The sequence below is a fragment of the Gilliamella sp. Occ4-3 genome, from assembly GCF_001690675.1.
Lineage (GTDB): Bacteria > Pseudomonadota > Gammaproteobacteria > Enterobacterales > Orbaceae > Gilliamella > Gilliamella bombi.
This window is the reverse complement of the sequence record NZ_LZHR01000067.1, coordinates 33,238-48,971: the sequence shown is the minus strand read 5'-3', so window position 1 is coordinate 48,971 and position 15,734 is coordinate 33,238. Positions and strand designations below refer to the sequence as shown.

The 15,734-nt window shown below is 33.1% G+C and carries 14 protein-coding genes; 6 read left to right on the top strand and 8 right to left on the bottom strand.

All coding sequences use genetic code 11. The annotated features are described in order from the left end of the window. Positions 1-222 precede the first annotated feature (222 nt). Together A9G44_RS07680 and A9G44_RS07675 are read left to right on the top strand one after the other, a co-directional pair. Positions 223-912 carry a LexA family transcriptional regulator gene (locus tag A9G44_RS07680; protein WP_034909729.1) on the top strand — a complete coding sequence of 230 codons (690 nt, stop codon included), beginning with the start codon at positions 223-225 and terminating at the stop codon, positions 910-912. Between the two features lie 241 nt (positions 913-1,153). Next, positions 1,154-2,989 carry an ABC transporter ATP-binding protein gene (locus A9G44_RS07675; protein ID WP_065610192.1) on the top strand — a complete coding sequence of 612 codons (1,836 nt, stop codon included), beginning with the start codon at positions 1,154-1,156 and terminating at the stop codon, positions 2,987-2,989. A gap of 61 nt (positions 2,990-3,050) precedes the next feature. On the opposite strand, the gene dacB is transcribed toward A9G44_RS07675, so the two are convergent. Beyond that, positions 3,051-4,487 (bottom strand): serine-type D-Ala-D-Ala carboxypeptidase, encoded by a 1,437-nt coding sequence (gene dacB, locus A9G44_RS07670; RefSeq protein ID WP_034909731.1) that lies wholly within the window; start codon positions 4,485-4,487, stop codon positions 3,051-3,053. Between the two features lie 178 nt (positions 4,488-4,665). On the opposite strand from dacB, the gene A9G44_RS07665 reads away from it, so the two are divergent. Then, the gene (locus A9G44_RS07665) at positions 4,666-5,688 is read left to right on the top strand and encodes a TerC/Alx family metal homeostasis membrane protein (protein ID WP_065610190.1); all 1,023 of its coding nucleotides are present in this window, start codon (positions 4,666-4,668) and stop codon (positions 5,686-5,688) included. Between the two features lie 50 nt (positions 5,689-5,738). On the opposite strand, the gene cycA is transcribed toward A9G44_RS07665, so the two are convergent. Beyond that, complete coding sequence (cycA, locus tag A9G44_RS07660; protein ID WP_065610188.1) at positions 5,739-7,112, bottom strand: D-serine/D-alanine/glycine transporter; 1,374 nt, start codon at positions 7,110-7,112, stop codon at positions 5,739-5,741. Positions 7,113-7,309: 197 nt separating this feature from the next. On the opposite strand from cycA, the gene mltA reads away from it, so the two are divergent. From mltA to asmA, 3 genes are all read left to right on the top strand, one after another. Then, positions 7,310-8,401, top strand: a complete 1,092-nt coding sequence (mltA, locus tag A9G44_RS07655; protein ID WP_051634111.1) for a murein transglycosylase A — start codon at positions 7,310-7,312, stop codon at positions 8,399-8,401. Between the two features lie 70 nt (positions 8,402-8,471). Continuing rightward, positions 8,472-9,053 (top strand): dCTP deaminase, encoded by a 582-nt coding sequence (gene dcd / locus A9G44_RS07650; protein WP_065610186.1) that lies wholly within the window; start codon positions 8,472-8,474, stop codon positions 9,051-9,053. A gap of 32 nt (positions 9,054-9,085) precedes the next feature. Continuing rightward, on the top strand, positions 9,086-10,966 hold the full coding sequence (gene asmA, locus A9G44_RS07645; protein ID WP_065610184.1) for an outer membrane assembly protein AsmA: 1,881 nt from the start codon (positions 9,086-9,088) through the stop codon (positions 10,964-10,966). Positions 10,967-11,030: 64 nt separating this feature from the next. Here asmA and hslU read toward each other — a convergent pair whose 3' ends face one another. The 6 genes from hslU to ybgC form a co-directional block, all read right to left on the bottom strand. Next, a complete protein-coding gene (gene hslU / locus A9G44_RS07640; RefSeq protein ID WP_065610182.1) occupies positions 11,031-12,356 on the bottom strand; it encodes an HslU--HslV peptidase ATPase subunit in 1,326 nt (441 codons plus the stop codon). A gap of 23 nt (positions 12,357-12,379) precedes the next feature. Next, positions 12,380-12,907: an ATP-dependent protease subunit HslV gene (gene hslV, locus A9G44_RS07635; RefSeq protein ID WP_025316169.1), complete on the bottom strand. Its 528-nt coding sequence runs from the start codon at positions 12,905-12,907 to the stop codon at positions 12,380-12,382. Between the two features lie 149 nt (positions 12,908-13,056). Further along, positions 13,057-14,172 carry a cell envelope integrity protein TolA gene (gene tolA / locus A9G44_RS07630; RefSeq protein ID WP_065610196.1) on the bottom strand — a complete coding sequence of 372 codons (1,116 nt, stop codon included), beginning with the start codon at positions 14,170-14,172 and terminating at the stop codon, positions 13,057-13,059. Between the two features lie 21 nt (positions 14,173-14,193). Next, positions 14,194-14,619 carry a colicin uptake protein TolR gene (gene tolR / locus A9G44_RS07625; RefSeq protein ID WP_065610180.1) on the bottom strand — a complete coding sequence of 142 codons (426 nt, stop codon included), beginning with the start codon at positions 14,617-14,619 and terminating at the stop codon, positions 14,194-14,196. 2 nt (positions 14,620-14,621) lie between these two features. Further along, positions 14,622-15,302 (bottom strand): protein TolQ, encoded by a 681-nt coding sequence (gene tolQ, locus A9G44_RS07620; protein ID WP_034909742.1) that lies wholly within the window; start codon positions 15,300-15,302, stop codon positions 14,622-14,624. Beyond that, positions 15,303-15,698 (bottom strand): tol-pal system-associated acyl-CoA thioesterase, encoded by a 396-nt coding sequence (ybgC, locus tag A9G44_RS07615; RefSeq protein WP_141671007.1) that lies wholly within the window; start codon positions 15,696-15,698, stop codon positions 15,303-15,305. Positions 15,699-15,734: the final 36 nt, after the last annotated feature.

Sequence of the window (15,734 nt, the reverse complement as noted above, 5' to 3'; positions counted from 1 at the left end):
CATTCTCGAGCAGAAAAAACAATAAATAACTTTTTTTCCCAAAAAATCAACAGTCATAAAAAAAATGAAAAAACAAGATAAAAAAACAAGATATAAAATAAAAAAACAAATTAGCATAGGAATAAAGCAACACTAATAGATTTTCAATGTTATTAACGTATACAAAAACACAAAAAAATACATTATAATTAATAAACTTATGCAAGAAATAATGGTTCAAAGATGAATACAATTAAAAATAATAATATTAAAACTTTTAAAGATAGACTATATAGCTCAATGCAAGGGTTATCTGTATCAGCCTTCGCTAAAAAATGTGATATGTCAGAAACAGTAATCCGAGATTATTTATCAGGTAAAACATATCCATCACTTACACGTTTAGAAGTCATTGCTGAAAAATGTAATGTTTCCTTTAATTGGCTTGCCACTGGACATAAATTAGAAGTATTAGATCCTAAAGACAGTGAAGAAGTCTATAACGAAAATATTTATCGTATCCCTGTATATAAAAAACAGTTACCAACAAAAGAAGAAGCACAAAAAGAGCGTTTTGTTAGAGAAACGCCTCCAGTAATGAATTATCCTATTGTTGAAGGTTGGGTTAAGCATCGAGGTTTGGATGCTAAAAAATTAATTATATACTGGGCTAAAGGCGATTTAATGTCGCCAGAAATCAAAAATAATAACGGATTAATTCTTAATACAGAAATAAATGAGATTATTGATGGTGCAATCTATTTAATTGAATATGAAGATATTACCTTTTTGAGAAAGATTCGTTTAACTCTCAATGGATGGCTGTTAATCTGCAATAATAGCCAATATCCGACTATTGAAGTACCTAAAGTAGACTTTCATAAATATCATATTGTTGGACGCGTTGTACTTATTATAAAAGATATATTTTAAGACCATTAGTATAGTAGCTATATATTGACGTTCAAGATATAATCATAATATGAGGAAATATAAAACATCATATTTCCTCATCAACTTTTTAATATTTATAATATTATAAATCGCAGATATATCTAAAATTTCATGTAACAATTTAATGCATATATAATTTACATATATTTGCGCTATCCTCGTTTTTTAATATCATTGATTGTATTATCAATGGAAAACTCTATTATTTGTCAGGCCTAATATGTATCGATTTTTTGAAAAATTAGTATCACCTTATCCAAAAGTTGAATATGAATGTATGCCTAAAAATTTTTTTAATTTCATATGGCAATCAACTAAAGGAACTCGCTTATTTCTACTATTATTAATTATTCTTAGTGCATTCGCTGGCGCTTTTGAAGCCTTTTTATATGCAGCTCTTGGTAGGGTTATTGATTGGCTTGCAGCTGTTGAACCTAGCAAATTTTGGCAACAAGAAAAAACAACATTAGTAATATTAGCCTTAATCATCATAGCAAGTACAATTATTATTGGATTACAAACTATTATAAAACATCAATGCCTGGCTGGTAATTTTCCAATGAGAATGCGCTGGAACCTTCATCGGTTGGTACTCAATCAAAGTATGCGTTTTTTCCAAGATGAATTTGCCGGTAGAATATCAGCCAAAGTCATGCAAACAGCGCTTGCAGTTCGTGATACTTGCTTTTTAGTGACGGAGATTTTTATCTATGTCTTTATTTCGTTTATTACTATGGCAACAATCATCGGGCAATTAGATCTTTGGCTATTAATTCCATTTATAGGCTGGTGTCTAATTTATGGTATTGCTATGTATTATTTTATTCCTCGTCTAAGTAAAATTGCTAGTTTGCAGGCTGATGCTCGTTCTACGATGACAGGACGAGTAACCGATGCCTATACCAACATCATGACAGTAAAACTTTTTTCTCATGCTGGCAATGAAGCAAAATATGCTAAAGAATCAATGGATGAATTTTTAGTCACTGTCAATCAACAAATGCGCTTAGTCAGTAGCTTTGAAATTGTTAATCATTTAATGTCTATTTTGTTGATACTAAGCACGACAGGTATTGCCTTATGGCTATGGAGCAATCAATTAATTGGTGTTGGTGCAATTGCAACAACAACCGCTGTAGCGCTTCGATTAAACGGTTTTTCACATTGGATCATGTGGGAATTGGCAGCTTTATTTGAGAATATTGGCATAGTTAAAGATGGGATTAATACTTTTTCAGCCACTAAAACAGTTATTGATCAACCTAATGCAACATCACTTCATGTTACCCAAGGGAAAATCGAATTTAAGCACATCCATTTTGCTTATGATAAAAAACAACACAACTCAATTATTGAAGATTTAAATTTAACAATCAAACCTGGTGAAAAGATTGGTTTGGTCGGTCGTTCTGGAGCTGGAAAATCAACGCTTATTAATTTATTACTTCGTTTTTACGATTTACAAAGTGGTAATATTTTTATTGATGGTCAAGATATTACTGCCGTTAATCAAGAAAGCTTACGTTCTAAAATCGGTATGGTGACACAAGATACTTCGTTATTGCATCGCTCAGTACGAGAAAACTTACTTTACGGTAACAAAAATGCTTCTGAAGAGGAAATGATAGAAGCAGCCAAAAAGGCTCATGCAGATAAATTTATTCAAACACTCGTTGATACAAGAGGTAAAACAGGATACGACGCATTTGTTGGTGAACGGGGCATCAAATTATCAGGAGGACAAAGGCAACGTATTGCCATTGCTCGCGTCATTTTAAAAAATGCCCCTATTTTATTATTAGATGAAGCAACAAGTGCATTAGACTCTGAAATTGAGCAAGCAATTCAAGAAAGTCTATACACTTTAATGGAAGGCAAAACCGTTATTGCTATTGCCCATCGATTATCTACAATTGCGGCAATGGATAGACTAATCGTACTTGATCAAGGTAAAATCATCGAACAAGGAACCCATCAAGAGTTATTAAACAAGAATGGTTTATACGCACAGCTTTGGAAACATCAGAGCTGTGGTTTTTTAGCCGATAACATTTAATTTACAAAGAAGGTCAGGACTTATACTAAATATTAAATATATGTGTCCTGACTACACTTTATTAATTAATAAAATTTTTATAGAATTCCGATTCAAATCGCATGACTGCACTATTTTTGGGTTCTCCTTTATTATCAGCTTGGTATCCTGATAATAGCTGCACAAATGCAACATATTCCCCTTCAGACTTTTGGATAAATCCAGCTAAGTTATAGCAACCTTGAATATAACCTGTTTTGGCTCGTATTGTTTCTTTAAAAGGTGCTTGATTAAGACTTTTTCGATTCTGCAAAGTACCATCAACTCCAGCAATTGGTAACATTTCAATAATTCTTAATTTTGTATTATTAGCTGCAATATATTGTAGAATTTCCATTAACTTATCGGCGCTAACCAAGTTTAATCTAGATAATCCAGAACCATCAGCAATAACTAAATTTTCTAGATTTATACCCGCTTTTTTACGTAAAATTTGCTTAACAGCATCACCGCCATTACGCCATGTACCTTGAACATTATAATAATGGGCACCTAAAGTCCTAAATATAGCATCTGCATACAAATTATTTGATTTTTTAAGCATAACTGTCAACAATTCAGAAAGTTGAGCTGATTGGCTAGAGGCTAATAATGACAACTGAGCATTAGTCCTTTGATTACGTTCAATAATAGTTCCTGTATACGTTATTTTTTTTTGTTTAAGCTCATTTTTTAAAATTTTCGAAAAATATTCAATACTATCAATTACTGCAAATTTTAACGGTATTTTATCTGAACTTACAGCAATGCATCCTGATAAATGGTAATGGTTTTTATCTGAGTAGTTTACATCTAATTCACAATATTTATCATTTAAATCCTTACTATTAGCAGCAATAGTTCTGACATCACCAGTAAGAATAATAGGAGTATTGGAAGATACCGAAACAGAGGCTTTGGAACCGACCTTACCCGGAATAATGGTTGCATTAAAACAGTTATTATCAATAATAGCTGCAGATGGCGGAGCACTATAACATGCAGTTAAGTTATTCCAGGACCAGCCCGATGCTTTATCATGACTTGTAAAGATTGAAGTATCCAAAATCACATTTCCTGAAATTTTCTCAATGCCTTTTTGGCTCAGTGTTGCAATCATACTTTTTAATCGATCACGAGTAAAAGTTGGATCTCCACTTAATTGAATAATAAGATCACCATTTAACTGTTTATTACTTATTGAACCATTGGTTTGTATACGAGTTATAAAACGGAAATCATTACCCAGTTCAAGCTGAGCAGCTAACGCAGTTATCACTTTTTGAGTGCTTGCTGGTTGTTTGAATTGATTACTTTTATATTTTGCTAATGTTTTAGGATTACGCCCAACAGATTGAACCAGAATGGATAAATCACTTCCTTTAGGTAAAGAAGATATATAAGGCTCTACTGGTTGTGCATATAATAACCCCGAAATAAAAGGAAGAAGAGTGAGAATAATTATCCTAAATTTTGTCATAAATACTGGCTCAAAATATTATTAAATTAAAACAGTTAAATAAGAATTGCAAATATAACTTTTTTTGATTTAGCTAGCAATATATACTCTATCACTTTTATAATTATATATTACGGTTAAATTAGATAAACCAACTATTCAAATTATCTAAAAACAATTAAAACTAGGTAATATAAATATGATGCAAAGTTCATTAGGATTTCCAATAGAGACCATGTTGGTATTTGTTGTGCTAGCCTTGGCTGCAATTATTGTTGATTTATATGCTCACCATAACGATAAACCTATCAGTTTGAAAAATGCCATTATATGGTCACTTTTTTGGATAATTGTTGCACTGGGGTTTGCACTATTTTTATACATTCATCATGGGAGTACTACTGCTAGCTTATTTATTGCTGGTTACGTCCTTGAAAAAGCACTATCTGTCGATAATTTGTTTGTCATTATGGCTATTTTTTCTTGGTTTTCAGTACCTAATAATTATCGACATCGCTTACTTTATTGGGGAGTTATTGGCGCTATTATATTCCGCGCCATATTTGTTGTAATTGGAACAGGTTTGTTATATTTAAGTCCTTGGATGGAATTAGCTTTTTCAATATTAGTAGCTTGCACTGGAATAATAATGCTAAAAAATCAAGATAATGGCCAAGACTTAAAGGATTATTCAAATCACTTAACTTTTCGCATCGCCAAACGTATTTTTCCATCTTACCCCAAAATTGTCGGTCATCACATTTTATTAACAAAAAAACAACTTGATATAGAACTTGCAAAACCTGAGAATAGCAATTTAGTTGGTAAAATACCTAAAAGTATTTTTTATGCTACACCGCTGTTTTCATGTATTGTTGTAATTGAGTTAAGTGACGTTATCTTTGCGTTTGATTCTGTTCCTGCCGTGATTGCTGTAAGCCAAGAACCGTTAATTGTCTATAGCTCGATGATTTTTGCTATTTTGGGGCTTAGAACTATGTATTTTATTTTGCAAGCCATGAAACAGTATTTAGCTCATCTTGATAAGGCAATTATCTGTTTACTCTTTTTTATTGCCGGAAAATTGGCATTAAATGCAAGTAATCATCTATTTGGATACGGTATTGATATAGATCCAATTACCAGTCTTTATATCGTTTTAAGCACACTAGCTTTAGGAATTATTGCTAGCATCATCTGTCCGAAAAATAAAGTGCGATAATTAGAGTAAAAATATTGGCAGGTTTTCCTGCCAATATTTTTAGTATAAATTTATTGACGTTTTAAAGATCGAATAAAATAACTTATACCTAAAATAACAAACCAAATAGGAGTTGCCACTAATGCTTGGCGAGTATCAATCTCAAAAGTAAGTAATACAATCACGAAGGCAAAAAAAGCCAAACAAACTAAGCACATAAAAATGCCTCCAGGCATTTTAAATTGAGATTGTTCATGTGAGTTATTTTTTTTACGACGATAAGCAATATAAGAAATAAGAATCATCGACCAAATAAACATAAATAAAATAGCCGAAATTGTAGTTACTATAGTAAAGGCTTCCATGACATTAGGCACTAAATAAATCAAAACAACTCCACCAAACAAACATGTGCACGAGAATAATAGCCCATTAGCCGGTACAGAGCGACTCGATAATTTCCCAAACGGTTCAGGAGCATCTTGTTTTTTAGCAAGCCCAAACAGCATTCTGCTTGTTGAGTAAATACCACTATTAGCAGATGATGCTGCTGAAGTTAATACTACAAAATTAATAATACTTGCAGCAGCAGGCAAGCCAATTAGAGTGAATAATTCTACAAAAGGACTTTTGTTTGGAGAAATAAACTCCCATGGAGTTACACTCATAATAATGATTAAAGCAAAAACATAGAAAAAGATGATACGCGCAGGCACTGAATTAATTGCACGAGGCAAATTTTTGCACGGATCAACGGTTTCAGCTGCAGTTGTGCCAACTAACTCAATCCCAACAAAAGCAAAAATAGCAATTTGAAATCCAGCAAAAAAACCCATACTACCATGAGGGAAAAAGCCCCCGTATTCCCACAAATTCGAAAATGCAGCTGTGGTACCCGTTTGTTCGGAATGAAAAGCAGTCAAAATGAGTACAAGCCCAATTCCTATCAATGCAAAAATTGCAATAATCTTAATCATTGAAAACCAAAATTCTGTTTCACCAAACATTTTTACCGTTAATAAGTTTAGTGTTAAAAGTAAAGCAACTGTTAATAACATTGGTATCCATGACTGCAGTTCAGGAAACCAATGTTGCGCATATCCAGCAATTGCAATAACGTCGGCAATCCCTGTAATTACCCAACAAAACCAATATGTCCAACCAGTAAAAAATCCAGCCCAAGGACCCAAAAGGTCATTGGCAAAATCACTAAAAGATTTGTACTTTAAATTAGAAAGAAGGATTTCCCCCATCGCTCGCATAACAAAAAAAAGGATAAAACCAATAATCATATAAACAAAAATAATAGAAGGCCCTGCAAGACTAATTGTCTTACCCGAGCCCATAAATAAACCTGTTCCGATTGCACCACTAATTGCAATTAATTGAATATGACGGTTAGAAAGATTTCGCTTCAGATCATTTTTTGAGGATGTAATGCTCATCGCTATTATTTCCTTTTATTTTCTATATTTCTCGACTTACTAAGAGTCTAGGACTATAAAGTCTATAGAATAAAATCGCAAGTTGAATTGTTATGAAAACTTTTTATGGATTCATAATAATTATCTGTAGTTTCTTATAATAGAATTGTGTAGCATAACTAGCCATATTGCTTAACTTATTATAATTATTTTTCAAGATGAAAGAAAAAGATCGTTATTATTATTTTTATTTTTTAAGTATTTTACTTGTTTTATCTATTTTTATTGGTAGCCAATACTATTCAAATAAACCAACTAATCAAGGCCAACAATATAAAGATGGGAAATTATCTTTACCACTTAACATTAATCATCCTCAATTAAGTATTCCTGTCAACATATCAGACTACATTATTCAAATAGCTAAAATTAAATCGTCATCGCCTTCTTTATATAAAAAAAATGAACATATTTATAAAGCAATAAATGAGTGGATTAGCCGTTCTTTAACGGTTGATGAATTTTACAAGGTGGGACTTAACAGTTACGAAATGGTTGGACAAGATGGGTATGGCAATATACATTTAACAGGCTACTACACTCCGATAATCAAAGCAAGGCATCAACCAACAGCAGAATTTAAATACCCTATTTATAAGATGCCAGTTGTTAGTGATGAAGAACAACTACCAAATCGTGAACAAATTTATAATGGAGCTCTTTCTGATAGAGATCTTGAAATTGCATACAGTAATTCCTTAATGGATAACTTTATTATGGAAGTACAAGGTAGTGCCTATATTGATTTTGAAGATGGTTCACCTTTAGTCTTCTTCAGCTATGGAGGTAAAAATAATTATGGCTATTCTAGTATAGGAAGATTATTAGTAGAACAAGGCGAAATAGAAAAAGAAAAAATTTCTATACAATCAATTAAAGATTGGGCAAAAAACAAACCAGAAAATAAAATTAAAGCTTTACTAATTCAAAACCGTTCATTTGTTTTTTTTAATCCACAATATAATGCTGAAGTTACGGGTGCTGCTGAAATACCTTTGGTTGCAAATGCATCAGTCGCATCGGATAAATCAGTCATTCCTTTAGGATCTGTAGTATTAGTTGATGTGCCGCTTCTTGAAGACGATGGGCAATATCGAGGCAGACGAGAAACTCGACTTATGGTTGCACTTGATGTTGGTGGTGCTATAAAAGGTCAACATTTTGACCTTTATCTAGGAATAGGAGATAAAGCAGGAAAATTAGCCGGATACTATAACCATTATGGACGCGCATGGGTACTACAGCCTTAAACTACTAACGTCGACGCCATCAAAAGAACCTGTTAGAATAAAGTAATACAAGCTGAATTAAGGATAACTCATGAGATTATGTGACAGAGATATCGAAGCATATTTAAAAAATGGTAAATTAAAAATAACACCGCAGCCTGCAGCAAGCTGTATTAATGGTGCGACTGTTGATGTTAGATTAGGTAATCAATTTCGAACTTTTCGAGAACATACTACACCTTATATAGATTTAAGTGGCCCAAAAGAAGAAGTATCTGCAGTCTTGGAACGAGTGATGAGTGAAGAAATAGTATTACCTGAAGGTGACGCCTTTTACTTACATCCTGGTGAGTTAGCATTAGCTGTAACTTTAGAATCAGTCACTATTCCTGACGATTTAGTTGGCTGGTTAGATGGCCGTTCATCACTTGCTAGATTAGGTCTAATGGTTCACGTTACAGCTCATCGTATCGACCCCGGCTGGCAAGGAAAAATTGTATTAGAATTTTATAATTCAGGAAAAATTCCATTAGCACTTAGGCCTGGAATGACAATCGGCGCGCTCAGTTTTGAAACACTAACTGGTCCTGCTACAAGACCATACAATCGGAGGTTAGATGCAAAATATAAAGACCAGTATGGTGCTGTTGCCAGTCGTATTGATAAAGACTGAATAATCGATAACCATAACGAAGGAACATTAATATGATCAAAAAAATATTGGTTATTCTATTTGCTTTAATTTTAGTCATAACAATTAGTGTTGTTTCATTGATTGTTTTTGTTGATCCCAACAACTTTCGTGGGTTTATTTCTGATACAGTTAAAGATAAAACAGGATATGAATTATCCATCGATGGAAATTTACGTTGGCATATATGGCCGCAAGTGAGTATTTTAACTGATTCAATTAAGCTAACTGATGCAGGAGCTTCAAAACCCCTTCTAACTGCAGATAATATGAGATTAGACGTTGAGTTACTACCTCTATTCTCCAAAAAATTATCTGTCAAAAATGTTTTTATAAAATCAGCAGTTATCAGTATCACCAATGAAAGTAAAGGTAATATTGCAAAAAATGGTACAAAAACATCATCTAATACAACTACGAATAAACCAACTGATTCTAAAGATCAAAAAATTTCATCTAATTGGAAATTTAGCTTAAATAAATTTGAAGTTAGTGATAGTACTGTGACATTACAACATAATAATGATTTAATTAACTTTAGAAATATTAATCTAGTGTTAGAACAAAATAGTGAAAAAAATATTTCCATCGATTTAAAAGGTAATATAGATAAAAATCAACAAGATATATCTTATTTGATACATGCATATGTCGATTTAAATCAATTTCCAGAACAAGCGTTAATCGATTTAAAGAAATTAGATTTCATTTATAAAGGTGTCGACAATTCAACAAAAGAGCTAAAAGGTAACATTAGCGGTGTATTTAACTACCAACATCCACAAATGTTACTTAAAAGCCAAAATTTAGCTTTTTCAGTTAATGAAAATCATTTTACTGCCACAATAAATGCTGATTTAGCAAATAAACCATATATAAATTTGCAGTTAAATTCAGATAAAATCGATCTCACATCGTTCTTGAAAACAAGTCAAAATTCAAATAAAGAAGCAAATCCTCAACAAACTTCACCAGTGGTGTCAAATGTCACAAAAACCAATAATGAATTAAACTTTCTGAATAATTTTAATGCTAAAGCTAAATTAAATATTAAACAGATTAATGCTAACAAAGTAACATTAAATAATATTGACATTGATATGACCAATGAGGAAGGTATTGCAATATTTAAAAAGATTAACTTTGATATTGCTAATGGCCATATAGCTGCAACTGGTTTAGCAAATGGCAAACAAAAAAGTACACTAATGAAGCTTAATACCAAAATATCAAATGTTGATTTAAATACATTTTTTAATCAATTAAATATAGCACATGATTTAGAGGGTTTATTTAACGCTACTGGAGATTTAGAAAGCAACAGCTTATCTGGTTCAAAAATCTTAGCCAACTTGCAAGGAAATTTGAATATAGTAGTGACTAATGCAAGGCTAAATAATTTAAATATTCAAAGAATCATCCAAAATACAGCAACTCAATATTCAAAGGGCATCATGACTCCTGAAAATCAAAAAAAATATACTGAATTCCATAAAATTTCAGCTATTGGTAACTTAAGGCAAGGTAATTTGCAATTGTCGACATTAAATGCCAATTCTGAAACTCTTGATGTCATTGATGGCTCAGGGCGAGTTGGTTTTTTAAAACAAGATTTGGATGTTAATTTGAATTTAAAAATATTAGGTGGCTGGAACGGTAAAAGTGAAACAATTAGTAAACTGCAAAAGTTAACAATACCACTACGTATTTATGGGCAATTTGCTAATCTTCATTATCAAATAGATATGAGTAAATTAATTACCGATGCACTAAGCGATAAATTACAAGACCGTTTAGACAAACTCCGCGAAAAATTAAAAACTCATGACTCTAAAGATAATTCAAAATCTAAATCAAAAGCTGCAGATATCTTAGGCGAGCTAATAAGAAAGTAACAAGAAAAAAAGGTGAAGTTGAGCAAATTCATCTTCACCTTTTTATGTTTAGAAGTTAAACTTTTTATAAAATAAACTTACTTAGATCTTCATCTGCAACAAGCTTATCTAAATGATCGCTTACATATTTAGCATCAATAGTTACAGTTTCTCCACCGAGTTCACTAGCTTCGAATGAAATATCTTCCATCAAGCGTTCCAAAACAGTATGCAACCTGCGGGCACCAATATTTTCATTTTGCTCATTTACTTGCCATGCTGATTCCGCAATTTTACGAATACCATCCGAGGTAAAATCGATGTTAACTCCTTCAGTTGCCATTAGAGCTTTATACTGAACAGTAAGTGAAGCATTTGGTTCGGTTAAAATACGTTCAAAATCTTCACTTGTTAGAGCTTGTAATTCAACCCTAATTGGTAATCTGCCTTGTAATTCAGGAATTAAATCAGATGGATTTGCTGTTTGGAAAGCACCTGATGCAATAAACAAAATATGATCCGTTTTAACAGATCCATGTTTAGTCGACACTGTACAACCTTCAACCAATGGTAAAAGATCTCGTTGTACTCCCTCACGTGAAACATCTGGGCCTGAAGAATTACCACGTTTACAAACTTTATCTATTTCATCAATAAAAACAATTCCATTTTGTTCTACTGCTTCAATCGCCTCATGTTTAAGATCATCAGGATTAACCAATTTAGCAGCTTCTTCTTCAATGAGTTGTTTGAGCGCATCTTTAATCTTCATTTTACGTGGTTTTGTTTTTTGTCCACCTAAATTTTGAAACATTGACTGTAATTGATTGGTCATCTCTTCCATACCTGGAGGAGCCATAATTTCAACACCAATATTAACACCAGCTAATTCGATTTCTATCTCTTTGTCATCAAGTGAACCTTCACGTAATTTTTTGCGGAAAGCTTGTCTTGCTGTTGTATTATTATCTTCAACTTGTCCCCACCCATCTTTAGCTGGTGGTACAAGTACATCCAAAATGCGCTCTTCAGCTAATTCTTCCGCTCGATTACGATTGCGTTCAATCGCCTCTTGACGGATCATTTTTACTGCAGAATCAGTTAAATCCCGAATAATTGAATCAACTTCTTTCCCCACATAACCAACTTCGGTAAACTTAGTTGCTTCTACTTTAATAAACGGTGCATGCGCTAATTTGGCTAGACGTCTTGCAATTTCAGTTTTACCAACACCTGTTGGCCCAATCATAAGTATATTTTTTGGTGTAACTTCATGACGTAATGTTTCATCTAGTTGCATACGGCGCCAACGATTACGTAACGCAATTGCAACAGAACGTTTTGCTTTTTCTTGCCCAATAATATGTTGATTTAGTTCGCTTACAATTTCACGAGGAGTCATTTCAGACATAGTTAAATTTCTCTTAAATCAGATTAATAATTAAGTTCTTCAATTGTTTGGAAATTATTGGTATAAACACAAATGTCTCCAGCAATCGATAATGATTTTTGCACAATATCATGTGCAGAAAGTGAGGTATTATCTAGTAGTGCTCGTGCCGCTGCTTGCGCATAAGGGCCTCCAGAACCAATAGCAATTAAGTCATCTTCTGGTTGAATGACATCACCAGTACCTGTAATAATCAATGATGCACTTTCATCAGCAACAGCAAGTAGTGCCTCTAGCTTACGTAGCATTCTATCTGTTCGCCAGTCTTTAGCTAATTCGACAGCTGCTTTAGTTAAATGTCCTTGATGCATCTCTAGTTTTCTTTCAAACAGTTCAAATAGTGTAAAAGCATCTGCTGTACCGCCAGCAAAACCTGCAATCACTTTGTTATTATATAAACGACGAACTTTACGAGCATTTCCCTTCATAATAATACGCTCGCCGAGCGTAACTTGCCCATCGCCACCTATAACCACTTGACCTTCACGACGGACACTGACAATTGTCGTCATATTCTGCTCCTTCTTTCACTTAAGTAACTTTATTCGGAATGAATAGACTATATATAGGGATGATTAATATAATTTCAACATTTTAATTTGAAGATATTGTTAATTCATTTTAAAAAAATTTCTGGAAATATAGCGTTTGCGAATAAAAACTATTTTGGTTGAAAGTCAATTGTCATTATTTTTACTTGATTATAAAATGTGCTCGCAGGTTTTGGAATAATAGCTTGTTTAGTTGCAGAAAGGGCTTCTCGACATAATGCATCATCACCACCTTTTGCACTCACATCAAGCAATAAACCATCGGGTGCAATTTGAATTTCTAATACACAATTTCGGCCACTATATAATTTATTAGGATTAATAAACTTATTACTAATCGCATTTTGAACTAATGATTTGTATTTATTTAGCTCTCCATCAGAAACACCTTTACGACTAGCAGCACCACCTGATGGATTAGATGTGCCTGATGTTAACCCGTTTAGTAAATTATCAAGTTCTTTATCTTTTTTAGCTTGTGCAGCTCGCTTAGCTTTATCGGCAGCAGCTTTTTCGGCGGCTTGCTTTTTTGCTTGCTCTTCTTTCTCTTTAGCTAACTCAGCTTGTTTTTGTTCATTTTCAATTCTCTGCTTTTCTATAATTTCCTGTTCGGCTTTAGCTTTAGCTTCTTGTTCAGCTTTTTGTTTAATTAACTCTTCTTGTTTACGTTGATTTTCCTCACGTTGCTTTTCTAATAGCTCTCGCTCAGCTTTTAATTTAGCTTCTTGCTCAGCTTTTTGTTTAGCTAATTCCGCTTGCTGTTGTTCTAAACGCTGCTTTTCAGCTTGTCTTTGCTGTTCTTCTAGCTGTTCTTTAGCTTTACGTTCATCTTCTTCTTTTTGCCTTGCTACCCGTGCCGCCTGTGCAGCCTCTGCCTCTTTCTTTTGTAGTTCTTCTACTTTTAAGCGCTCTCTTTCTAACTCTTTAAGTCGTTGCTGTTGAGCCAGTTGCTGTTCTTGTAAAGCTTGAGCCTGCTCTTCTATTTGTTGCTGCCTTTGTTGCTCAGCCCGCTTTTGGCTAATCTGTGTTTTTAGTTGTCTTTGGTATTGTTCATTCATTACAGAAGGATCAACCATAATAGCATCGATAGAGTTGCCGTTAAAGCTACCATAATTAACATCATTACTATATATAACTCGGTAACCTAAAATAATAATTAAAATGATATGTAGTATAATAGATATTACAATAGCTATACTTAATTTTGAATTTGACTTATGAGACATTGCTGACATCTTTTATAATATTTAAATTGGTTGAGTCATTAATCCTACAGACTTAACACCTGCTGATTGTAATAAATTCAACGCTTTTATAATTTCTTCATAGGGAACATCTTTAGCTCCACCAACTAAAAACACGGCCTTTTCATTAAGCAACATCTGTTGCTTAACTTCTGCAACAATTTTTTCTTGTGGTAAATTAGCTTGACGGTCCTGCTCAATAATTAGAGCATAAACTCCAACACCTGATACTTCAATAATGATTGGTTTAGTTTCTGATGGTGAAATTATCTTAGATTCCGATGCTTCAGGTAGATCAACTTCAACACTTTGACTAATAATTGGTGCCGTTGCCATAAAAATAAGCACTAATACTAATAGTACATCAAGTAAAGGTACTATATTGATCTCAGATTTAGTCGAATAACGAGAACGTCTGCTTCTACTCATAATTATTTCCTAACAGCAACTGCTTGGCGTTGTAAAATTGCAGAAAATTCATCAATAAAGTTAAGATAGCTTTGTTCAATTCGACTCACACTCAATGATAAACGATTATAAGCAAGTACGGCAGGAATAGCAGCAAATAGACCAATTGCGGTTGCAATTAATGCTTCAGCAATCCCTGGCGCAACCATCTGTAACGTTGCCTGTTTAACTGCACCTAAAGAAATAAATGCATGCATAATTCCCCAAACAGTACCAAACAAACCAATATATGGACTAATAGAACCTACTGTACCTAGAAAAGGAATGTGTAATTCAAGGATATCAAGTTCACGATTCATAGCTAAACGCATAGAACGCAATGCTCCATCTAAAGCAGATTCTGCCATATTTGGATTAATTTGATAAAGCCGTGAAAACTCCTTAAAACCTGAATAAAAAATATGCTCTGTACCACTAATTTCTTCTTTATAAAATTTCGCTTTATCAAATAAAATATTTAAATCATCAGCAGCCCAAAAACTATTATCAAATTCCTCAACTTGTTTTTTAGCTTTTCCTAAAATCTTACTCCGTTGAAATATAATAGCCCATGATATAACAGAAAAAGTAAGTAGCAATAACATAACACATTGTACTAACAAACCCGCTTGCAAAAATAGATTAATAATGTTCAGATTTTCCACTTATATAAACTCCAAAACTAATAACTTAGGAAGCCCGCATGGCTTCATCTTAGCGATATCTACACAGGCAATAAGCACATCTGCTGTGCTGATAACTCGTTCATTTTGATTAACAATAGTCTGTTTGAAAATAATAGATGCTTTGCGAGTTTGATCCACCTTAGTACTAATAGTAAGCATATCATCTAAACGAGCAGGAAAATGGTAGCTAATATCCATTTTTTTAACAACAAACGCAATATTTTCTTGTAATAAGGTCTGTTGGCTAATTCCTAGTTGTCTTAAAATTTCAGTCCTTGCTCTTTCAAAAAATGCTAGATATCTAGCATGATAAACTACACCGCCTGCATCTGTGTCTTCATAATAAACTCTTGCATTCCAATTGAATTGTTTCATATCCAAATCACACTAATCAAATTTGGTGTTATTATA

What these genes read in the sequence shown, in the direction of transcription:
- A9G44_RS07680 (WP_034909729.1), top strand. Translation starts at nt 223, where the DNA reads ATGAATACAATTAAAAATAATAATATTAAAACTTTTAAAGATAGACTA.
- A9G44_RS07675 (WP_065610192.1), top strand. Translation starts at nt 1,154, where the DNA reads ATGTATCGATTTTTTGAAAAATTAGTATCACCTTATCCAAAAGTTGAA.
- dacB (WP_034909731.1), bottom strand. Translation starts at nt 4,487, where the DNA reads ATGACAAAATTTAGGATAATTATTCTCACTCTTCTTCCTTTTATTTCG.
- A9G44_RS07665 (WP_065610190.1), top strand. Translation starts at nt 4,666, where the DNA reads ATGATGCAAAGTTCATTAGGATTTCCAATAGAGACCATGTTGGTATTT.
- cycA (WP_065610188.1), bottom strand. Translation starts at nt 7,112, where the DNA reads ATGAGCATTACATCCTCAAAAAATGATCTGAAGCGAAATCTTTCTAAC.
- mltA (WP_051634111.1), top strand. Translation starts at nt 7,310, where the DNA reads ATGAAAGAAAAAGATCGTTATTATTATTTTTATTTTTTAAGTATTTTA.
- dcd (WP_065610186.1), top strand. Translation starts at nt 8,472, where the DNA reads ATGAGATTATGTGACAGAGATATCGAAGCATATTTAAAAAATGGTAAA.
- asmA (WP_065610184.1), top strand. Translation starts at nt 9,086, where the DNA reads ATGATCAAAAAAATATTGGTTATTCTATTTGCTTTAATTTTAGTCATA.
- hslU (WP_065610182.1), bottom strand. Translation starts at nt 12,356, where the DNA reads ATGTCTGAAATGACTCCTCGTGAAATTGTAAGCGAACTAAATCAACAT.
- hslV (WP_025316169.1), bottom strand. Translation starts at nt 12,907, where the DNA reads ATGACGACAATTGTCAGTGTCCGTCGTGAAGGTCAAGTGGTTATAGGT.
- tolA (WP_065610196.1), bottom strand. Translation starts at nt 14,172, where the DNA reads ATGTCTCATAAGTCAAATTCAAAATTAAGTATAGCTATTGTAATATCT.
- tolR (WP_065610180.1), bottom strand. Translation starts at nt 14,619, where the DNA reads ATGAGTAGAAGCAGACGTTCTCGTTATTCGACTAAATCTGAGATCAAT.
- ybgC (WP_141671007.1), bottom strand. Translation starts at nt 15,698, where the DNA reads ATGAAACAATTCAATTGGAATGCAAGAGTTTATTATGAAGACACAGAT.